General features: G+C 76.7%; 14 protein-coding genes and 1 pseudogene. 10 read left to right on the top strand and 5 right to left on the bottom strand.

The annotated features are described in order from the left end of the window. Positions 1 to 2,182: pseudogene (locus MHY85_RS06330) on the top strand (hypothetical protein); the annotation flags it as partial. Here the strand turns inward: MHY85_RS06330 and MHY85_RS06325 are convergent. Further along, complete coding sequence (locus tag MHY85_RS06325) at positions 2,164 to 3,318, bottom strand: bifunctional 2-polyprenyl-6-hydroxyphenol methylase/3-demethylubiquinol 3-O-methyltransferase UbiG (protein ID WP_239194278.1); 1,155 nt, start codon at positions 3,316 to 3,318, stop codon at positions 2,164 to 2,166. The pseudogene MHY85_RS06330 and the gene MHY85_RS06325 overlap by 19 nt on opposite strands. 105 nt (positions 3,319 to 3,423) lie before the next feature. Beyond that, the gene (locus MHY85_RS06320) at positions 3,424 to 3,633 is read right to left on the bottom strand and encodes a hypothetical protein (protein WP_154729113.1); all 210 of its coding nucleotides are present in this window, start codon (positions 3,631 to 3,633) and stop codon (positions 3,424 to 3,426) included. Positions 3,634 to 3,917: 284 nt separating this feature from the next. On the opposite strand from MHY85_RS06320, the gene glgX reads away from it, so the two are divergent. The 3 genes from glgX to treZ all read left to right on the top strand — a co-directional run bounded on the left by glgX (position 3,918) and on the right by treZ (position 10,560). Continuing rightward, positions 3,918 to 6,194 (top strand): glycogen debranching protein GlgX, encoded by a 2,277-nt coding sequence (gene glgX, locus MHY85_RS06315; protein WP_239194276.1) that lies wholly within the window; start codon positions 3,918 to 3,920, stop codon positions 6,192 to 6,194. A 62-nt stretch (positions 6,195 to 6,256) separates the two neighbouring features. Beyond that, positions 6,257 to 8,722 carry a malto-oligosyltrehalose synthase gene (treY, locus tag MHY85_RS06310; protein ID WP_239194274.1) on the top strand — a complete coding sequence of 822 codons (2,466 nt, stop codon included), beginning with the start codon at positions 6,257 to 6,259 and terminating at the stop codon, positions 8,720 to 8,722. After that, positions 8,719 to 10,560 carry a malto-oligosyltrehalose trehalohydrolase gene (treZ, locus tag MHY85_RS06305; RefSeq protein ID WP_239194272.1) on the top strand — a complete coding sequence of 614 codons (1,842 nt, stop codon included), beginning with the start codon at positions 8,719 to 8,721 and terminating at the stop codon, positions 10,558 to 10,560. The genes treY and treZ overlap by 4 nt, the downstream gene beginning before the upstream one ends. A gap of 81 nt (positions 10,561 to 10,641) precedes the next feature. Here treZ and zapE read toward each other — a convergent pair whose 3' ends face one another. Continuing rightward, positions 10,642 to 11,697, bottom strand: coding sequence for a cell division protein ZapE (gene zapE, locus MHY85_RS06300; RefSeq protein ID WP_239194270.1), 1,056 nt, complete (start codon positions 11,695 to 11,697; stop codon positions 10,642 to 10,644). Between the two features lie 31 nt (positions 11,698 to 11,728). Between zapE and MHY85_RS06295 the strand changes: the two genes are divergently transcribed. Further along, positions 11,729 to 12,520, top strand: coding sequence for a dihydrofolate reductase family protein (locus tag MHY85_RS06295; protein ID WP_239194268.1), 792 nt, complete (start codon positions 11,729 to 11,731; stop codon positions 12,518 to 12,520). A gap of 46 nt (positions 12,521 to 12,566) precedes the next feature. Continuing rightward, on the top strand, positions 12,567 to 13,052 hold the full coding sequence (locus MHY85_RS06290; protein ID WP_239194266.1) for a hypothetical protein: 486 nt from the start codon (positions 12,567 to 12,569) through the stop codon (positions 13,050 to 13,052). A gap of 84 nt (positions 13,053 to 13,136) precedes the next feature. Here MHY85_RS06290 and MHY85_RS06285 read toward each other — a convergent pair whose 3' ends face one another. Together MHY85_RS06285 and gndA are read right to left on the bottom strand one after the other, a co-directional pair. After that, positions 13,137 to 14,408 carry a hypothetical protein gene (locus MHY85_RS06285; RefSeq protein ID WP_308191327.1) on the bottom strand — a complete coding sequence of 424 codons (1,272 nt, stop codon included), beginning with the start codon at positions 14,406 to 14,408 and terminating at the stop codon, positions 13,137 to 13,139. After that, positions 14,405 to 15,844 (bottom strand): NADP-dependent phosphogluconate dehydrogenase, encoded by a 1,440-nt coding sequence (gene gndA, locus MHY85_RS06280; RefSeq protein WP_239194264.1) that lies wholly within the window; start codon positions 15,842 to 15,844, stop codon positions 14,405 to 14,407. Before gndA ends, MHY85_RS06285 begins: the two co-directional genes overlap by 4 nt. A 111-nt stretch (positions 15,845 to 15,955) precedes the next feature. On the opposite strand from gndA, the gene MHY85_RS06275 reads away from it, so the two are divergent. The 4 genes from MHY85_RS06275 to MHY85_RS06260 all read left to right on the top strand — a co-directional run bounded on the left by MHY85_RS06275 (position 15,956) and on the right by MHY85_RS06260 (position 21,081). Next, positions 15,956 to 16,537, top strand: a complete 582-nt coding sequence (locus MHY85_RS06275; protein WP_239194263.1) for a DUF3000 domain-containing protein — start codon at positions 15,956 to 15,958, stop codon at positions 16,535 to 16,537. A 116-nt stretch (positions 16,538 to 16,653) separates the two neighbouring features. After that, positions 16,654 to 17,229: a LuxR C-terminal-related transcriptional regulator gene (locus MHY85_RS21755; RefSeq protein ID WP_308191326.1), complete on the top strand. Its 576-nt coding sequence runs from the start codon at positions 16,654 to 16,656 to the stop codon at positions 17,227 to 17,229. 86 nt (positions 17,230 to 17,315) lie between these two features. Continuing rightward, positions 17,316 to 18,632, top strand: a complete 1,317-nt coding sequence (locus MHY85_RS06265) for an HRDC domain-containing protein (protein ID WP_239194261.1) — start codon at positions 17,316 to 17,318, stop codon at positions 18,630 to 18,632. A gap of 217 nt (positions 18,633 to 18,849) precedes the next feature. Further along, on the top strand, positions 18,850 to 21,081 hold the full coding sequence (locus MHY85_RS06260) for a 3-hydroxyacyl-CoA dehydrogenase NAD-binding domain-containing protein (RefSeq protein ID WP_239194259.1): 2,232 nt from the start codon (positions 18,850 to 18,852) through the stop codon (positions 21,079 to 21,081). Positions 21,082 to 21,084 lie beyond the last annotated feature (3 nt).

Genomic DNA, 21,084 nt, shown 5'->3' with positions numbered 1-21,084 from the left:
CGGGCGGCCCGCACCCCCGCCGCTCCCGCGGCCCCGCACGTCCTTCGTCGGCCGGGAGGCCGAGCTGCGGGCCGCCCGCGCCCTGCTCGACCAGAGCTCCCTGGTCACCTTCGTCGGCCCCGGCGGGGTCGGCAAGACACGCCTCGCGCTCGAGTCCGCCGCGCGGGTGACCGCCCCCCTGGTCCCCCGGTTCGTCGAGCTCGCCGCGATCCGCGACCCCGCCGCCGTCGCCACCGCGATCGCCCAGGGCCTCGACGCCGACCCGGCCGACGCCCCCGCCCAGGTCCTGGCCCGGGCCGGGACCCGCCCGACCGTCCTGGTGCTGGACAACTGCGAGCACGTGGCCGGGGCGGTGGCGGAGTGCGTCGACCTGCTGCTGTCCGAGCCCGGCCCCCTGCGGGTGCTGGCGACCAGCCGGACCCCGCTCGGGGTGGCGGGCGAGCACGTGCTCCTGGTGGAGCCGCTGGGCACGGCCGGACCGGGCTCCCCGGCGGCGCGGCTGTTCCGGGACCGGGCCCGCGCCGCGGCCGGGCGCGCGACCCCGCCCCCGACGCCCGGGGCGCGTGCCGGCGGCGCGACGGGCGGCACCGCCGACCCCGTCACCCGCATCGTCACTCGGCTGGACGGCCTGCCGCTCGCGGTCGAGATGGCCGCGGCGCGCACCGCCACGCTCACCGTCGCGGACCTCGCGGACCTGCTCGACGCGCGCCTGGACGCCCTCGTCCAGCCGCGGCGGGACGCGCCCGCGCGGCACCGGTCGCTCGCCGCCCTGGTCGGCTGGTCGCGCGAGCTGCTGACCCGGGACGCCCGCACCGCGCTGGACGGCTGGCCCGTGTTCGCCACCGCGTGCGCGCCCGACCTCGCGGCCCGCGTGCTCGACGTCCCGGCCCGGACCGCCGAGCTGCTCGCCGGGGCCTCGCTGCTGGTGCGCGACGACGCCCGCGGCCGCACCCGGTACCGGATGCTGCAGACCGTGCGCGCGGTCGTGGGGCCGCCCCCGGAGCCGGTGCGCGCGCGGCACGCCGCGGTGCTGCTGGACGTCGCCCGGGACGCCGACCGGGCGCTGCGCGGCCCCGGCGAGCCCGAGGCCCGCGCGCAGCTCACGGCGCTGCTGCCGGACCTGCGCGTCGCGCACGCCTGGGCCGCGACGCACGACCCGGACCTCGCCGTGCGGCTCACCCGCGCGCTGCACCGGCACGCGGTCGACGCCCTGCGCACCGACGTGCTCGCCTGGCCGGTGCCCGGCCGGGAGGACGCGCCCGCGGTGCTCGCCGCGCTCGCGGCCCGCGCGCTCGTGCAGGGCCACCGCGGCGGGGCGGGCCGCCGCGCCCAGCAGGCGCTCGCGGGGGCCACCGACGCCGCGGACCGGCTGCACGCGCTCGAGGTGCTGGCGGACCTGGCGCTGTTCGAGGGGCGCACCGAGGACGCGGTCGCCCTGGGCGGCCGGATCGCCGCGGAGGCCCAGCACGCCGCCGACGCGCACTACCGGGTCATCGGCCTGACGTACCCCGCGCTGGTCGCGGCCTACCGGGACCGGCCGATCGCCGCCGACGCCGCGCTCGCGCAGCTCCGCCGCGCCGTGCACCCGGTGCACGCCGCCCCGTCCGACCGCGCCTGGCTCGCGTTCACCACCGGGGAGGTGCTGGCCCGCACGGACCCGGCCGCGGCGGTCGCGGCGCTCGCGGACGCCCGGGCCCTCGCCGACGGCGTGGGCGACCGGTACCTGTCGGGCGTCGCCCGGGCCGCCACCGTGGCCGCCGTCGCGCGCCGCCCCGACCCCGCCGGGGCGCTCGACGACCTGCTCGCGCTGGCCCGGGACTGGGCGCCCGCCGGCAACCGCACGCACCTGCTCACCGCCCTGCGCAACGCCGTCCCGCTGCTGCTGCGCCTGGAACGGCCCGAGGAGGCGGCGCTGCTCCTCGGCGCCGTGACCGCCCCGGACCTGCCGGTGACCTACGGGGTCGAGGCCGACGCCCTCGCGGCCGCGCGGGCCGGGCTCGGGGTCGAGCTGGGCGGCCGGCGGCTCGCGGAGCTGGTCGACGCGGGCGCCGACGACGACCTCGGCGCCGCGGTCGACCGGCTGGCCGCGCCGGCGTCCGGGACGCCCGACGCCCCCGGGGACCGCGCCCCGGCCCGCCGCGCGCCCGCCGCCGCGGCCCCGCGTCAGCCCCGCAGCCGGTAGAACCGGAACAGGTCGTGCTCGACCGGCAGCACCTCCGTCGCCGCAAAGCCCGCCGCGCGCGCGTACCCGGCCAGCGTCGCCGGCCGCATGACGGTCCCGGTCCCGACCCCGCCCGGGTGCGACAGGCCGTCCGGCAGGCACACCCCGAGCGAGAACCCGTAGTACCACCGGTCGAGCGGCTCGGCCGGGGCGGTGAACTCCTCCGCGACCCGCTCGTCCGCGACCAGCACCCAGCCGTCGTCCGCGACCAGCGACCGCAGCGACGCCAGCACCGCCACCGGGTCCGCCAGGTCGTGCACGCACTCGAACGCGGTGCCGACGTCGTACCCACCCGCCGCACCCGGCCGGGCGAGCGAGGCCGCGTCGGCCGCGACGAACCGCACCCGGTCCTCCACGCCCCGCGCCGCCGCGTGCCGCCGCGCCGCCGCCACCGACGCCGGGTCGAGGTCGACGCCGGTGACCTCCGCGTCCTCGTACGCGAGCGCCAGCCCGATCGACGACCAGCCCTCGCCGCACCCGACGTCGACCACCCGGGCGCCGGCGCGCAGGCGGCCGTCCAGGTCCGGCAGCGCGTCCGCGACGAGCCGGGCCAGGCCGTGCAGGAAGAACGGCCGGTTGAGCGCGGCCTGCGCCTCCCGGGCGTCCGCGCCGAGCCGCTCCCACGGGACGCCGCCGCCGGACCGGTACGCCTCGTGCAGGTCGTCCGAGACGCGCACGCTCGCGGCGTGCATCCGGCCCAGCGGGGCGAGGTAGTCGGGCGAGTCCGGGTCGGCCAGCACCTCGGCGGCCCCCGGCGTGAGGGCGAACGCGCCGCCCGCCGGCACCACGTACCCGGCGGCGGCCTGGTGCTCCAGCCACTCGCGCGCGTACCTCGGGTGGGTGGCGGTGAGCCCGGCGAGCTCGTCGGCGGTGCACGGCCCGTGCTGCGCGAGCGCCCGGTACCAGCCGAGCCGGTCGCCGGCGTGCAGGGCGGCGAGCTCCTGCGCGCCGAGGCTCGCGGCGAACACCCGGCCCGCCACGTCGGCGGTGCTCGGGCCGGCGGGCTCGAGCAGGTCGCCGGGCCGGACGGGCGCGGCCGGCCCGGGCGCGGCGGCACCCGCCGTGGTCGCGGGCGTCGTCGGCGTGGTCGTGGACATGCGGTCCCCCTCGCGGGTCGGGCCACCGGCCGGGCGCCGGCGGGTCCGCACCAGGACGCACCCGTCCCCTCGCACCGCGCTCGCAGCCCCCTCGCAGCGGGCGGCTCAGCCCTGGTCCGCGCGCAGCGCCCCCGTCGCCCGGAACGTGTCCGCGATCTGCTGCGCCTGGGCGGACACCAGCCGCCGGTAGAGGTCGTACGCCTCGTCGACGCGGGCGGGCAGGTCCCCGCGGGTGCGGGCGAGCTGCCAGTCCCGCTTCGCCGCCGCGATGTCCGCGTTGGTGATCACCACCCGCGCGTCGTCCTGTTCCGCCATGACCCTGAGCATGGGTCCGATTTGCCCGTTATGCGATAGTCCGACGGGGTGAACAGGGCGTCTGCCCCGGGTGAACTCCCCGGTGGCGCCGCCCGTTCGGCCCAGCGCGGGCCCGCCGCCGCCCCGCGGCCGGCCCGTCGCCCGCCGCCCCGTCCGCCGCGCGCGGCCCCGCGGGCACCTCCGGGCGACCGTTCGTCCTGCGCACCTGGGGGGTCCCCTGGCACGCTGTGCCCAGGAGCGGCGACCCGCCGCCCGCCCCACCTGCCCCCGGAGGACTGACGCGCATGAGGATCTGGCCCGGACGCCCCTACCCGCTCGGCGCGACCTACGACGGCAGCGGCACGAACTTCGCGCTGTACTCGGGGGTCGCCGAGCGGGTGGAGCTCTGCCTGTTCGACGAGGCGGGGAACGAGACGCGGGTGGACCTGCCGGAGGTCGACGCGTTCGTGTGGCACGGCTACGTCCCCGCGCTCCAGCCCGGCCAGCGGTACGGGTTCCGGGTGCACGGCCCGTACGACCCGGCGCAGGGCCACCGGTGCGACCCGTCCAAGCTCCTGCTCGACCCGTACGCCAAGGCCATCGACGGGCAGATCGACAACGACCCGTCGCTGTACTCGTACACGTTCGGCGCCGAGGACGAGCGGAACACCGAGGACTCCGCCGGCCACACCATGACCTCCGTCGTGGTGAACCCCTACTTCGACTGGGGCCACGACCGTCCGCCGCAGCACGAGTACCACGACTCGGTGATCTACGAGGCGCACGTCAAGGGCCTGACGCAGCTGCACCCGGCGGTGCCCGAGGAGATGCGCGGCACCTACTCCGCGCTCGCCCACCCGGCGGTCATCGAGCACCTCACCAGCCTCGGCGTGACCGCGGTCGAGCTCATGCCCGTGCACCAGTTCGTCAACGACCCGTCCCTGCAGGACCGCGGGCTGTCGAACTACTGGGGCTACAACACGATCGGCTTCTTCGCGCCGCACAACGCCTACGCCGCCTTCGGCAGCACCGGCCAGCAGGTGCAGGAGTTCAAGGCGATGGTCAAGGCGCTGCACGCCGCCGACATCGAGGTCATCCTCGACGTGGTCTACAACCACACCGCCGAGGGCAACCACCTGGGGCCGACCCTGTCGTTCCGCGGCATCGACAACGCGTCGTACTACCGGCTGGTCGACGACGACCCGGCGCACTACTTCGACACCACCGGCACCGGGAACTCGCTGCTCATGCGATCCCCGCACGTCCTGCAGCTGATCATGGACTCGCTGCGGTACTGGGTGCAGGACATGCACGTCGACGGGTTCCGGTTCGACCTCGCGGCGACGCTGGCCCGCCAGTTCCACGAGGTCGACCGGCTGAGCGCCTTCTTCGACATCGTGCAGCAGGACCCGATCATCTCGCAGGTCAAGCTCATCGCCGAGCCGTGGGACCTCGGCGACGGCGGCTACCAGGTCGGCGGGTTCCCGCCCCTGTGGTCGGAGTGGAACGGGCAGTACCGGGACACCGTGCGCGACTTCTGGCGGGGCGAGCCGTCGACGCTGGCCGAGTTCGCCAGCCGGCTGTCCGGGTCCTCCGACCTGTACGAGCACACCGGGCGCCGACCCATCGCGAGCGTCAACTTCGTCACCGCGCACGACGGCTTCACCCTGGCCGACCTCACCGCCTACAACGAGAAGCACAACGAGGCGAACGGCGAGGGCAACCGCGACGGCGAGAGCCACAACCGGTCCTGGAACTGCGGCGTCGAGGGCCCCACGGACGACCCCGCCGTCCTGGACCTGCGCGGCCGGCAGCGCCGCAACTTCCTGACCACGCTGCTGCTGTCCCAGGGCGTTCCGATGATCCTGCACGGCGACGAGATGGGCCGGACCCAGCAGGGCAACAACAACGTGTACTGCCAGGACAATGAGATCTCGTGGCAGAACTGGGACCTCGACGAGCACGACACGGAGCTGCTCGAGTACGCGCGACGGGTCGTGCACCTGCGCAAGGACCACCCGGTGTTCCGTCGCCGCCGGTTCTTCGCGGGCGCGCCGGAGCGCGGGGGCGAGTCCGACCTGCGCGACATCGCGTGGCTGTCCCCGGCGGGCACCCACATGTCCGACGCGCAGTGGCAGGAGGAGTTCGCCCGCGCCGTCATGGTCTTCCTCAACGGCGACGCCATCGCCGAGCCCGACCTGCGCGGCGAGGAGATCGTCGACGACTCGTTCCTGGTCCTGTTCAACGCCCAGCCGGAGCCGGCGTCGTTCACGCTGCCCGACGCGGAGTACGGCGAGACCTGGACCGTCGTCCTGGACAGCGACCACCAGCTCGCCCCGGGCGACGAGATCGCGCACTCCAGCACGGTCGAGATCGCGCACCGGTCGACTGTCGTGCTCTCCCGGCCCCCGGTCCAGCAGGTCGACCCGGTCACCCAGGCGCCGGCGACCACGTCGATGGCCAGCGGCGCCCCGTCCACCGCCTCCACGGACGTGCCGTCGCACACCACGAGGGCGCCCGCCGCGCCGACCGCCGACGGCGACGCCGGCGACCAGCCCGCCGAGCCGCGGCACAAGAAGTGACCGCGGACCGCGGGACGGAGCCCCGCACCCCCACCCGGCGCCTCCCCGCTCCCGGCCGCCCGGTGCCGACATCCACCTACCGGCTCCAGCTGGGGGCCGACCTCACCCTGGACGACGCCGCGGACCTGGTGCCGTACCTGGCCGACCTCGGGGTGACGCACGTGTACCTGTCGCCCGTCCTCACCGCGGCGCCCGGCTCGACGCACGGCTACGACGTCGTCGACCACGACGAGGTGTCGCCGGTGCTCGGCGGCGAGCCGGCGCTGCGCCGGCTCGCCGACCGGGCGCACGCCGCCGGGCTCGGGCTGGTGCTGGACATCGTCCCGAACCACATGGCCGTGCCCACGCCCGCGTGGCACAACAAGGCGCTGTGGTCGGTGCTCGCCGAGGGCCCCGCGTCGCCGTACGCCTCCTGGTTCGACGTCGACTGGTCCGCGGGCGAGGGCGACGTGCTCATGCCGGTGCTCGGCGACCGGATCGGCACCGTCCTGGCCTCGGGCGAGCTGCACCTCGAGCACGAGGTCGTCCCCGGCCAGGGCGACGAGCCGCAGCCGGTGCTGCGCTACTACGACCACACGTTCCCGGTCCGGCCGGGGACCGAGGCGCTGCCGCTGGCCGAGCTGCTGGAGCGGCAGCACTACCGGCTGGCGTACTGGCGGGTCGCCGACGAGGAGCTGAACTACCGGCGGTTCTTCGACGTCGGCACCCTCGCCGCGATCCGCGTCGAGGACCCCGCCGTGTTCGACGCGACGCACGCCCTGGTGCTGCGCCTGCTGGACGAGGGCGTGCTCGACGGCCTGCGGATCGACCACCCGGACGGCTTGGCCGACCCGGGCGGCTACCTGGAGCGGCTGCGCGACCGCTCGGGCGGCGCGTGGGTGGTGGTGGAGAAGATCCTGCAGGGCGACGAGGAGCTGCCCGCCGACTGGGACACCGCCGGCACCACCGGCTACGAGGCGCTGTGGCGGATCCAGCAGGCGTTCGTGGACCCCGGCGGCGGCGCCCGGCTCGGCGCGCTCATGCACCGGCTCACCGGCGAGGCGTCCGACGCCCTGCCCGAGGTGGTCGACACCGCCAAGCGCGAGATCGTCGACCGCGCGCTGTACGCCGAGGTGTACCGGCTGACCGAGCTCGCCGCCGAGGTGTGCCGCGGCGACCTGCGGCTGCGGGACCACACCTGGCGGTCGCTGCACGACTGCCTGGTGGAGCTGCTGGTCGCGATGGACCGGTACCGGGCGTACGTCGTGCCCGGCCGGACGCCGCACCCCGCGGACGTCGAGGTGCTCGAGCACGCCGCCCGGATCGCCCGCGCCCGGCTGTCGCCCGAGCGCGCCGCGACGATGGACGTCCTGGTCGACCTGCTGCTCGGCCGCGAGGTCGGCAGCGCGGGCCGCACCCGCGAGCCGCAGCGCGACGAGCTCGTCGTGCGGTTCCAGCAGACGTGCGGCGCGGTGATGGCCAAGGGCGTCGAGGACACCGCGTTCTACCGGTGGACCCACCTGGTGTCCCTCACCGAGGTCGGCGGCGAGCCCGAGCGGTTCGCCCTGTCCCCCACCGAGCTGCTGGCCTGGGCGGTCCGCGCCCAGCAGCAGACGCCGCTCGGCATGACCACGCTGTCGACGCACGACACCAAGCGCAGCGAGGACGTCCGGGCCCGGCTCGGCGTGCTGTCCGAGCTGCCGGTCGAGTGGGCCGAGCTGGTCGGTCGGCTGCGCGAGGCCACCGCGTCCTACCGCAGCACCCTCCTGGACGGACGCGCCGAGAACCTGCTGTGGCAGACCCTGGCGGGCACCTGGACGGCGGACGGCCCGATCGCCGCCGAGCGGCTGACCGAGTACCTGACCAAGGCCGTCCGCGAGGCCAAGGACCGGACGTCGTGGACCAGCCCGGACGAGGCGTACGAGCGCGCGGTGCTCGACGTCGCCGTCCAGGCGCTGGGCGACGAGCGGGTCGCCGGCCTGCTCACCGAGTGGGAGCACCGGACCCGGGACGCGGTGCGGGCGGCCGTGCTCGGGCAGAAGCTGGTGCAGCTCACGCTGCCGGGCGTCGCCGACGTCTACCAGGGCACCGAGGTGCCCGCCGTCGCGCTGGTCGACCCGGACAACCGCCGCCCGGTGGACCACGCGGCCATCGCGGCCCGGCTCGCCCGGCTCGACGAGGGCGCGGGCGCTCGCGACCTGGCGGACGAGAAGCTGCTGGTCACCTCGCGCGCGCTCCGGCTGCGCCGGGACCTGCCCGAGGCGTTCACCGGCCCGGGCGCCGGGATCACGCCCCTGCCGCACTCGACCGGCCACGTGCTCACCTACGCGCGCACCGCCGACGGCGAGCCCCGGGTCGCGGTGGTCGCCACCCGGCTCGCCGCGATGGTCGACCGGCTCGGCGGCTGGGGCGAGCACACCGTCGCCCTGCCCGAGGGCGACTGGCACGACGTGCTCGCCGACCGGCCCGTCGAGGGCGGCGTGCGCCCGCTGTCCGACCTGCTCGACCGGCTGCCGGTCGCCCTGCTCGTGAGGAGGACCGACGCGTGACCGAGACCCGCGCCGCCCGTGATGTCCGGCCCGGCGACGTGTGGGCGCCCCGCGCGACGACCGTCGCCCTGCACCTGCCCGCGGCCGACGACGCCGGGGCCGAGACCGTCCCGCTCACCGCGGCCGGCGACGGCTGGTGGACGGGCGACCGCGACCTGCCTCACGGTACCGACTACGCGTTCGTGCTCGACGGCGGCGACCCGCGGCCCGACCCGCGCGGCCCCTGGGCGCCCGCGGGGGTGCACGGCCCGAGCCGGGTGTTCGACGCCTCCCGGCACGCGTGGTCCGACGACGGCTGGGCCGGGCGCGACGTGCGCGGCGCGGTCGTCTACGAGCTGCACGTCGGCACCTTCACCCCGGAGGGCACGCTGGACGCGGCGACCGGGCGCCTCGACCACCTCGTCGCCACGGGCGTCGAGGTCGTCGAGCTGCTGCCGGTCGCCCCGTTCAACGGCGAGCGCGGCTGGGGCTACGACGGCGTCAGCCTGTACGGCGTGCACGAGCCGTACGGCGGGCCGGCCGCCCTGCAGCGGTTCGTGGACGCCGCGCACGCCGCCGGGCTGGCGGTCTGCCTGGACGTCGTGCACAACCACCTGGGCCCGTCCGGCAACTACCTGGGCGAGTTCGGCCCGTACTTCACCGACGCGCACCACACGCCGTGGGGCGCGGCGATCAACCTGGACGGGCCGGACGCCGGCGAGGTGCGCCGGTGGATCGTGGACAGCGCGCTGCGCTGGCTCCGGGACTTCCACGTGGACGCCCTGCGCCTGGACGCGGTGCACGCGCTGGTGGACGACTCGCCGCGGCACGTGCTCGCGCAGCTGTCGGACGAGGTCGCGGCCCTGGCCGCCGAGGTCGGCCGGCCCCTGTCGCTGATCGCCGAGGTCGACCTGAACGACGCGGTGTCGGTCACCCCCACGTCCGAGGGCGGCTGGGGCATGACGGCGCAGTGGGCGGACGACGTGCACCACGCGCTGCACGCCCTGCTGACCGGCGAGCGGCACGGCTACTACGTCGACTTCGGCGCCCCGGAGACGCTGCGCAAGGCGTACCGCGACGTGTTCGTGCACGACGGCGGGTACTCCACGTTCCGGGAGCGGGACTGGGGCGCCCCGGTGCCGCCCGAGGTCGACGGGCACCGGTTCGTCGTGTTCGGCTCCGACCACGACCAGGTCGGCAACCGCGCGCTGGGCGACCGGCCGTCGGACGCGCTCGACGACGGCGCGCTGGCCGCGTCCGCGGCGCTGGTGCTGCTGTCCCCGTTCACGCCGATGCTGTTCATGGGCGAGGAGTGGGGCGCCCGCACCCCGTGGATGTACGTCACCGACCACCCCGAGCCCGAGCTCGCCCAGGCGGTGCGCGAGGGCCGGTCGCGGGAGTTCGGCGGGCACGGCTGGGCGGAGATGTACGGGGCGGACGAGGACACCTTCGAGGTCCCGGACCCGCAGGCGGCGGCCACGTTCGAGGCCGGCCGGCTCGACTGGGACGAGCCGACGCTTCCCGGCGGCGAGCGGATGCTCGACTGGTACCGGGCGCTCGCGCGGCTGCGCCGGGAGGTCCCGGACCTGGCCTCGGGCGACCGGTCGCGCACGGACCTGACCTGGGCCGAGGGCGCCGCGCCGGTCGACGGGGCGTGGGCGGACTGGCTCGTGCTGCACCGCGGCGACGCCCGCGTGGTGGTCAACCTGGCCGCCACCGAGCGCACCGTGCCGCTGGGCACGGTGGCTGACGTGCGGGTCCTGGCCTCGTGGGCCACGGCCCGGGTCGTCCCGGCGGACGAGGGCGACGAGGCCCAGGTGCTCCTGGGCCCGCGCTCGGTCGCCGTCCTGGCCCCCTGACCCCCTCGAGTGGAAGGTCTGGCCCGACACGCCGACGGCGTGTCGGGCCAGACCTTCCACTCGACGTGGGGCGCCGGCCGGTCAGGCCCGGGCCGCGGCCTCCTGGCGGCCGCGCTCGGCCAGCGCGCCCAGGCGGGACAGCGCGCGGTAGTACTTCTTCCGGTACCCGCCCGCCCGCATCTGCTCGGTGAACAGCACGGACTCCCCCGCGCCGCCCAGCAGCACCGGCACGTCCCGGTCGTACAGCCGGTCCACCAGCGACACCAGCCGCAGGGCGACGTCCTGGTCCGGCACGGGCCCCACCCCGGTCAGCCCGACGAGCTCGACGCCGTCCAGCAGCGCCCCGTACCGCGAGGCGTGCACCGTCGACAGGTGCGCCAGCAGGTCGCCGAAGTCGTCGAGCGTCGCGCCCGGCGCACCCGCGACCGCGGCCCGTACCGCGTCGTCGTCCAGACCGGGCGCGTCGGTGACCGCCTCGCGCCGCCGGTAGTCCTGGCCGTCGATCCGCAGCACCTCGAACCGGTCGGACAGGTCCTGGATCTCGCGCAGGAAGTCGTCGGCCGCGAACCGGCCCTCGCCGAGCGACTCCGGCAGCGTGTTGGACGTGGCCGCCAGCGCCACGCCCCGGTCGGTCAGCTCGCGCAGCAGGCGGGACATCAGCACGGTGTCGCCGGGGTCGTCGAGCTCGAACTCGTCGATGCAGACGAGCTTCCGGCTCGCGAGCGCGTCGACGGTCGGCCGGAACCCGAGGGCGCCGACCAGGTTGGTCCACTCGACGAACGTGCCGTACGCCGCCGCCTCCGGGCCGACGGCCGCGGCGAGCGACGCCAGCAGATGGGTCTTGCCGACGCCGAACCCGCCGTCGAGGTACACCGCGGGCACCGCGGCGCGCCTGCGCCGCAGCCGGCCCAGCAGGCCGCCGGAGCCGCCCGCGCCGGTCAGCGTCGCGGCGACCTCGCGCAGCCGGTCCACGGCGGCGGCCTGGCTCGGGTACTCCGGGTCCGGCCAGTAGGTGTCGAACGACTCGCCGGCGAAGTGCGGCGGCGGGACGCGCTCCGCCAGCAGGCGGTCGCGTCCGACGTCGGGGCGCCGGGAGGTCAGGCTGGCCGTCGTCGGCGTGGCGGGGCTCGGGCTCACGGCCGCACAGCCTACGACTAGCCTGACCGCCATGCCCCGCGAGCTCCCGCCCCTGGACGTGCTGCTGCCCCTGGACCGCGCCGGCGCGACGCTGGCCCCCGAGGCCGGCGAGCCCGCGCTGCACGACCTGTACGCCCACCCGGAGCCCGCGCCCGGCAGGCCCGCCGCGGTGCGCGCGAACATGATCGCCACGGTCGACGGCTCGGCCCAGGGCCCCGACGGCCGGTCCCGCAGCATCAACGGCCCCGCGGACTGGCGGGTGTTCCGGGTCATGCGCGCGGTGGCCGACGTGGTCCTGGTCGGCGCCGGGACCGCCCGCGCCGAGGGGTACACGCCGCTGTCCGTCCCCGCCGACCTGCGCGCGGCCCGCGCCGCCCGCGGACAGGCGCCCGACCTCGAGCTCGCCCTGGTGACGGCGTCCGGCGCGCTGCCGGAGGGCCTGCGGGGGACCGACCGGCCGCCGTACGTCGTCACCGTCGCCGCGAACCCGCGGCTCGCCGACCTGCGCGCCGAGCTGGGCGACGACCGGGTCCTGGTGGCCGGCGAGCACGACGTCGACCTCGCCGCGGCGCTCGCCGCGCTGGCCGACCGCGGCCTGACCCGCGTGCTCGCCGAGGGCGGTCCGCGCCTGCTGACCGACCTCGTGCGGGCCGGGCTGGTGGAAGAGCTCTGCCTGACGACGAGCCCGCTGGTCGTCGGCGGGCCGGGCCTGCGCGCGGTGCAGGGCCCCGCGTGGCTCGACCCGCTGCCGGCCCGGCCGGCGCACCTGCTGCACAGCGACGGGATGCTGCTCGGGCGCTGGGTCCTCGGCGCGGGCGGGTGAGCGGCGCGGGCGGGTGAGCAGCGCCGACGCCCGCTAGGGTCGAGCCGTGACCGACACGATCCTGGTCCTCACGGAGGACACCCTCGCCGCCGCCGACGTCGCGCACATCGTCTCGCTGCACGACGGCGAGCAGCTGCAGTACCGCGTGCTCGTCCCCGCCGACACCGAGCGCAACGTGCTCGTCTCGCTGGTCGACCAGCTCAGCCTGGGCGAGCTCCGCGAGGCGCTCGACACCGTCCTGGGCCGGGAGCCGGAGCCGACGGAGGCGACCGCCGACGCCGCCGAGCAGCTCGCCGACAGCCTGGCCGCGTTCGCCGACGCGGGGGTGAGCGCGTCCGGCACCGTCGTCGACGACGACCCGCTGCCCGCGCTGCGCGCGGCCGTGGCGTCCGAGGGCGCCCGCGAGGTGGTCGTCGTGACCTACCCGCACGCGCTGGAGGACACGTTCCACCGCGACTGGGCTTCCCGCGCCCGCGAGGAGCTGCACGTGCCGGTGCTGCACCTGTACTCGGGGACGTCCGAGCTCGGCTGAGGCCGCCCTCCCCCGCACGCACGACGGCCGGCGCCCCGTGCGGGGGCACCGGCCGTCGCTCGTCGTGACGCGTGGGCGCCGAGGTCAGAACCCCGTGCTCGTCGGCTCCGGGTAGTACCGGCGGAACTTGCGCACCTGGTTCAGCCCGGCGGCGAGCACGTACCAGCGCCGCTTGAGCCCGGCGTCGCGCCGGTACCGCAGCGGGTGCGCCACCCGCCCGGCCCGGATGAGCCCGCGCACCTTCCCGGCCAGCGCCGGGTCCAGCACGTACCGCAGCAGCAGCCGGTGCGGCAGGATCGAGTACAGCACCTCGGTGTCGACCACGACCGGCTCGACCGCGCGGTCCAGCACCCGGTCCTCGACCAGGAACCGCGCGACGTTCGCCCCGGCGGCCGTCACGTAGTAGTTGTTCCGGCCGATGCGCGGGTTGACCTCGAAGAACCGGAAGGACCCGTCCCGGGGGTCCACCTTCACGTCGAAGTTCGCGAACCCGACGTAGCCCACGCCGCGCAGGAACGCCGCCGCCTGGTCGAGCATCCCCTGCTCCCGGGTGACGACCATCGCGGCCGGGTTGCCCAGGCCGGACGGCGTGTGCTCCTCGAGCAGCACGTGCGCGGAGGCGAGCAGCGTGATCGAGCCGCGGGAGTCCACGTACGCCGTGATCGACCGCATCTGGGTGTCGTCGCCCGGCACGAGCTCCTGGACGACGAACCGCCCGCGGAACCCGGCGCCCTTCAGCGACGCCCACAGCGCGTCGAGCTCGTCGGCCGAGGAGATCTCGAAGACCTTCTTCTTCCCCGCGAACTCGACCTCCTGGTAGTCGGCGCTGCTGGCCGCCTTGGCGATCAGCGGGTAGCCGACGTCCACCGGGACCGGCGCCCAGGCCGGGTCGTCGGCGAGCGCGAAGTCCTGCACGATCGTCCGCGGCACCGCCAGGCCGAGGTCGGTCGCGATCTCGGCGAACGTCGCCTTGTCCGACAGCCGGTCCATCAGGTCCTCGGACAGGAACGGCACGACGTAGTGCGGCTCGAGCTCCGCGCGGTGCTGCACGACGACCCGGACCAGCCAGTCCGAGTTGGCCAGCAGCACCAGCCGCTTCCCGGCCTGCTCGCGGGCCACCTCCAGCACGGCGTCGACCAGCTGGCGCGGGTCGTGCCCGTCCGCCACCAGGCGGTTGTCCACGATCCGCGAGTCGGCGACCGGCCCGAGGGCGGCCCCGCTCACGACGATCGACCGGACGCCGTAGGCCTCGTGGAACGCGCGCGCCAGCGCGTACACGCCGATGTCGGCGCCGAGCATGACGGGCTGCAGGTCGCGCAGCCCCTCCGTGCCCGGCGCCGGCGTCGCCGCGCTCACGCCTCGTGCTCGGCGCGGTCGCCGGACCACTCGGTGTGGAAGGTGCCGTCCTTGTCGACGCGCTTGTAGGTGTGCGCGCCGAAGAAGTCGCGCTGCGCCTGGATCAGCGCCGCCGGCAGCCGCTCGGCCCGCACCCCGTCGTAGTACGACAGCGACGAGGAGAACGCCGGGGTCGGCACCCCGGCCAGCGCGGCCTGGGCCACGACGCGGCGCCAGGCCGCGACGCCGTTGCCGACCGCGCCGGTGAAGTACTCGTCGGCGAGCAGCAGCGGCAGGTCCCCGTCGCGCTCGTACGCCTCGGTGATCCGGTTGAGGAACCGGGCGCGGATGATGCAGCCGCCCCGCCAGATGCGCGCCATGGCGCCGCGGTCGATGTCCCAGCCGTTCTCCGCCGAGGCCGCCGCGATCTGGTCGAAGCCCTGCGAGTACGCCACGACCTTCGAGGCGTACAGCGCCAGGCGCACGTCCTCGATGAACGCGTCGCGGTCGGTCACCTCGAAGGTGCCCGCGTGCGCGGGGAGCGTGCCGCGCGCGGCGGTGCGCTGCGGGACCGAGCCGGACAGCGCGCGGGCGAACGTCGCCTCCGCGATGCCCGTGATCGGGACGCCCAGGTCCAGGCCGTTCTGCACCGTCCAGCGGCCGGTGCCCTTCTGCTCCGCCTGGTCCAGCACGACGTCCACGAACGCCGACCCGGTCTCCGCGTCGACCTGGGAGAGCACCTCGGCGGTGATCTCGATGAGGAAGGACTCGAGGTCGCCCTCGTTCCAGGTCCGGAAGATGTCGGCGATCTCCGCGGCGGACGCACCCAGGCCCTGCTTGAGCAGGTCGTACGCCTCGGCGATCAGCTGCATGTCGGCGTACTCGATGCCGTTGTGCACCATCTTGACGAAGTGGCCGGCGCCGTCCGGGCCGACGTAGGTGCAGCACGGGGTGCCGTCGACCTTCGCGGAGATGTCCTCGAGGATCGGACCCAGGACCGCGTACGACTCGCGCGAGCCGCCCGGCATGATCGACGGGCCGTTCAGCGCGCCCTCCTCGCCACCGGACACGCCGGTCCCGACGAAGTGCAGGCCCTTCTCGCGCAGCGCTGCCTCGCGGCGACGGGTGTCCGGGAAGTGCGCGTTGCCGGCGTCGACGACGATGTCGCCCTCGTCCAGCAGCGGCACCAGCTCGTCGATCACCGCGTCGGTCGGGGCGCCGGCCTTGACCATGATGATCACCTTGCGGGGCCGCTCCAGCGACGCCACGAACTCCTCGGTCGTGACCGACGGCACGAACGTGCCCTCGTCGCCGTGGTCGGCGATCAGCGAGTCGGTCTTCGCCTGCGAGCGGTTGTGCACCGCGACGGTGTAGCCGTGCCGGGCCAGGTTGCGGGCGAGGTTCCGGCCCATCACGGCCAGGCCGGTGACGCCGATCTGTGCGGCGGGTGCAGACATGCGCAGGTGCTCCTTCGAAGCGGTGCCAGGGCAGGTTCACCCTAGTCCGGGGCGTCGTCGCCCGGCGTGCCGCGCCCACCGGTCGAGAGGGTCGCCCCTACGCTCGGCGCTGTGAGCACCGGCCCCCGCGACGCGCCACCGGAGTTCCTGCGCGCCCTGCGGTCGCTGCGGGGCGTGACGCTGCGACCCGAGGTGTCCCTCGAGGAGGCGCCCGGTCCCGCGCGGATCGCCCCGTACACCGCCGCCCTCGTCGCCGACGTGCGCAGCACCCGCCGCGACCCCGACGCCGACGAGCTCGCCTCCGGCCGCTTCGTGGTGCTGCACGACCCCGCGGGCCAGGAGGCGTGGGACGGGGCGTTCCGGCTCGTCACCCTCGTGCGCGCGACGCTGGAGCCCGAGGTCGGCCAGGACCCGCTGCTGGCCGAGGTGGCGTGGAGCTGGTTCTCCGACGCGCTCGCGTCCGCCGACGTCGACGCCCGCGCGGCCGGCGGCACCGTGACCCGCGTGCTCTCCCAGTCCTTCGGTGCCCTGGACGAGCGCCCGGAGCTCTGCGAGCTGGAGCTGCGCGCCTCCTGGACGGCCCGCGACGAGGACCTCGCGCCGCACCTGCGCGCCTGGGGCACCCTGCTGTGCACGGTCGCCGGGCTGCCGCCGCTGCCCGAGGGCGTCGTCGCGCTGGGGCCGCGGCACTGAGCTCGCCCGTGACAACCGGGTCACGAGCGGGTCACGATGTCACCCGTTCTGCTCAAGACACCGGGGCGACGGGTCGATAGAGGGGGCAAGTGTTGGACCGTCAAGGGGGCACCGCAGTGAGCATCGAGCCGATTCGACGAGGCACCGGCCTGGCACCGGGCGTCCCGGGCGCCCGGGCGGGCGCGGTCGCCACGCAGGCGCGCCGCCCCGGTTCGCAGGGCACGGGCACCGGCACCGACCCGCGCCGCCGCCCCCTCGGCCAGATGTGCGTCGTGGTCACCGAGCTCGCCGAGGGCGAGGGCCAGACCCTCGTGCGGAACCTGCGCCGCCGCGGCTCCGGGCGCGTCATCCTGCTCGCCCGCCGCGCCGGGCGCCGCGACCTGGTCGGGCTGCTCACCGGCGGCCTGCGCGGCGCCGTCGCCACCGAGCCGAACGCCACCGTCGGCCCGCCCGGGTCCGCCCCCGGCGCCGTGCCGTCGCCGTTCGCGCGCACCCGCCCCGACCTCACCTCGCGCGAGCTCAGCGTGCTGCGCCTCGTCGCCGACGGGTTCAGCAACCGCGCCATCGGCGACGAGCTCGGGCTGTCCGCGCTGACCGTCAAGAGCCACCTCGCGCGCATCTCGCGCAAGCTCGGCACCGGCGACCGCGCCGCCCTGGTCGCCATCTCCATCCGCACCGGCCTGCTCGCCTGAGGCCCCGGGCCGTGCCGGACGCCGGACCCGGCCCCGCGCCTGCGCGCCGGGACGGGCGCGGCGCGCCGACGGCCTACGGTTGTCCCATGCAGTCAGTCCCGCACCCGGCCGGTACCCCGGCCGAGGAGACGAGCGCCCCGGCCGGCGCCGACCACGAGCAGCCCGCCGACGCGACGGGGCTCGCCGAGCCCGCCGCCGTCGTCCCCCTGACCGAGCCCGCCGAGGGCGTGCCCGCGGTCGTGGACACCCCCGAGGCGTTCGCCCGGGTCGTCGAGGCGTTCGGCGCCGGCACCGGCCCCGTGGCCGTCGACGCCGAGCGCGCGTCCGGCTACCGCTACGGCCAGCACAACTACCTGGTGCAGGTGCGCCGCGAGGGCGCGGGGACCGCGCTCATCGACCCGGTCGCCGTGCCCGACCTGTCCCCGCTGTCCGACGCCCTGGTCGGCGTCGAGTGGGTGCTGCACGCCGCGTCCCAGGACCTCGGCGCCCTCGCCGAGCAGGGCATGCGCCCCTCCCGCGTCTTCGACACCGAGCTGGGCGCCCGGCTGCTGGGCCTGGAGCGCGTCGGCCTCGCCGCCGTCGTCGCCGAGCTGCTGGGTCTCGGCCTGGCCAAGGAGCACTCCGCGGTCGACTGGTCCACCCGACCGCTGCCCGAGCAGTGGCTCCGGTACGCCGCGCTCGACGTCGAGGTGCTGGTCGAGCTCCGCGAGGTCCTCGCCGAGCGGCTGGCTCTCGCCGGCAAGGCCCAGTGGGCCGCCGAGGAGTTCGAGGCCGTGCGCCTCGCCCCGCCGCCCGCGCCCCGGGTCGAGCCGTGGCGCCGGGTGTCCGGCGTGCACGCCATCCGCGACCCGCGCCGGCTCGCCGTCGTGCGCTCGCTGTGGGAGACCCGCGACGAGAACGCCCGCCAGCGGGACATCTCCCCCGGCCGCGTCCTGCCCGACGCCGCCATCGTCGCGGCCGCGCAGGCGCTGCCGCGGTCCGTGCCGCAGCTCGTCGCGCTGCCGCAGTTCTCCGGCAAGGGCACCCGGCGCCGCGCCGCGCTCTGGCAGCGCGCGATCGACACCGGCCTGCAGCTCCCCGAGGACCAGCTGCCCAGCAGCCGCGGCCCACGCACCGACGCCCCGCCGCCGCCGCGCGCCTGGGCCGACCGCGATCCCGCGGCCGCCGCCCGGCTCACCGCGGCGCGCGCCGTCGTCGCCGAGCTGTCCGAGACGCACACCGTGCCGGCCGAGAACCTGCTGCAGCCGGACCTGCTGCGCCGGGTGTGCTGGGCCCCGCCGACCCCGGCCGACGAGCAGCACCTGGCCGAGCGGCTGGCCGCCGGCGGCGCGCGGCCCTGGCAGATCGGGCTGCTGGCCCCGCGCCTGGCGGCGGCGTTCGCCGCGGTGGCGACCCCGGCCTGAGCGGCCCGGGTGCCGCGCCGAGTGGGCAACCGACACGTCGAGCGAGTAGTCGGCGGATGCTCACTCGACGTGTCGAGTACCCACTCGGCGCAGCGGCCCGGGCGGCTGACCTGCGGGGCCGCGGCGCGCCGTCGCCGCGGGCGCCGCGACAGCGGGCACCGGCGCGGCTAGGGTCGCGGTGTTCCGACCGGACACCGTCGTCCCCAGGGAGTGCCGCATGCGCCACGCCGCCACCGAGCCGTCCCCGTCGTCCGCCCCGCGCGACCCCGCCACGCCCGGCGGCCACGCGTCCGCGCCCGGCGCACCCGTCGCCGGCGCGCCGGGCGGTCTGCCCGCCGAGGCCGACGACCACGTCCTGCGCGTGACCGCCCGGGACGTCGACCTGCCCGACGGCGCCGGCGTGCTGGCCCTGCTCACGCTCACCGCGACCGACGAGCGCCGCCCCACGACCCTGGGCCCGCGCGGCCTCACCGTCCTCCGCGAGGCCCTGGACGCGGTGCGCGTCCGCGCCGAGGCCGGCGAGATCGCCGCCGTGGCGGTCACCGGCCGCCCGGGCTGCTTCGTCGCGGGCGCCGACCTCTCCGTCGCCCGCCGCCTCGACGGACTCGGCCAGACCCGCGCGCTCGCCGAGGCCGGCCACGCCGCGCTCCGCCCGCTGGGTGAGCTGCCGGTGCCGACGTTCGCCTGGATCACGGGGCACGCGCTCGGCGGCGGCCTGGAGCTGGCCCTGCACTGCGACCACCGGGTCGCGGCCGCGGGGATCCGGTCGATCGGGCTCCCCGAGGCGTCGCTGGGCATCGTGCCGGGCTGGGGCGGGTCGTGGCTGCTCCCCCGCCTGGTCGGTCTGCCCGCCGCCGTCGACCTCGCCGTGCTGCGCCCGCTCGCGAACAACCGGCTCACCACCGCCGAGCAGGCCCTGGAGCTCGGCCTGGTCGATTCCGTGCTGCCGGTCGAGGGCTTCGAGCAGTCGGCGCTCGCCTGGACGGCCGGCGTGCTGCGGGCCGGCTCCCCCGACCCCCGCGCGGCCGCCGTCCCCCCGGTGCCCGCGGGGGAGCCGGACCCGGTCACGCGCGCCGCTGCCACCCTGGACGCACGGCTGCACGGCGCCGCCCCGGCGTACGCGCACGTTCTGGACCTGCTGGCCCGCGCGGGCTCCCGCGACCGGGAGGCCGGCTTCCGCGCGGAGGACGACGCCCTGTCCCGGCTGCTCGCGTCCGACGAGGCCCGGGCCGCGCTGTACGCCGCGGAGCTGACCGGTCGGGGCGCGCGCCGCGCCGCCCGCGCCGAGGCGGAGGACGCCGCGCCCCGCGAGGTCCGGAGCGTCGGCATCGTCGGCGCCGGGCTCATGGCCGCCCAGCTCGCCGTCCTGCTCGGGTCACGGCTCCGCGTGCCGGTGGCGATGCGGGAGGTCGACGAGGAGCGGGCCGCCGCCGGGCGCGAGCGGGTGCGGGACCTCGTCGGGTCCGCCGTGTCGCGCGGCCGGCTGCCCGAGGACGCGGGCCGCGCCCTGCTCGACGGCATCCGGGTCGGCACCGACCTCGCGGACCTCGCCGACGCGGACCTGGTGATCGAAGCCGTCACCGAGGTGCTGGACGTCAAGCGCGCCGTGTTCGCCGAGGTCGAGGCCCTGGTCCGCCCGGACTGCGTGCTCGCCACCAACACGTCCGCCCTGTCCGTCACCGCGATGTCCGAGGGCCTCGCGCACCCGGAGCGGGTCGTCGGGCTGCACTTCTTCAACCCCGTGGCCCAGATGCCGCTGGTCGAGGTCGTCGCCACGGCGTCGTCGGACCCCGCGTCGCTCGCCACGGCGGTCGACGTGGCGCGGCGCGCGGGCAAGACCGTCGTCCGCACCACCGACCGGCCCGGCTTCGTGGTCAACCGCGTCCTGCTGCGGATGCTCGCCGACGTGCTGGGCGCGGTCGAGGACGGCACGCCCGTCGAGGCCGCGGACGCCGCGCTGCGCCCCCTCGGCCTGCCGATGAGCCCGTTCGCCCTGCTGCAGCTCGTCGGCCTCCCGGTCGCCCGGCACGTGCTGGTCACGCTGCACGACGAGCTCGGGGACCGCTACCCGCTGTCCCCCGGCCTGGACGCGCTGGTCGAGCACGGCCGCGCCGTCGCCGCGCCGGGCGCCGCCGGGCTGCCCGTCGTGGACCCGGCGATCCAGGACGCGTTCGGCGCGCCCACCGCGGGCGGCAGCCGCGCCGACCAGGAGGCGGCCGTCCTCGACCGGGTCGCGCGGGGGCTGGCCGAGGAGATCGGCTCCCTCCTCGACGAGGGCGTGGTGCCGTCGGCGGAGCAGGTCGACCTGGCGATGCTGCTCGGCGCCGGCTGGCCCGCGCACCTCGGCGGCATCTGCCCGTGGCTGGACCGCACCGGCTGGTCCGGGCGCGTGCTCGGGCGCCGGCTGCTCCCGCCCGGGGTCGCCGACGCGAGCGCGACGGTGGCCTGACCG

The organism is Cellulomonas sp. ACRRI, assembly GCF_022346185.1.
In the GTDB taxonomy this organism is placed as follows: domain Bacteria; phylum Actinomycetota; class Actinomycetes; order Actinomycetales; family Cellulomonadaceae; genus Cellulomonas.
Note: the sequence above shows the minus strand (reverse complement) of the source record. Positions and strands in the feature narration are given on the sequence as shown.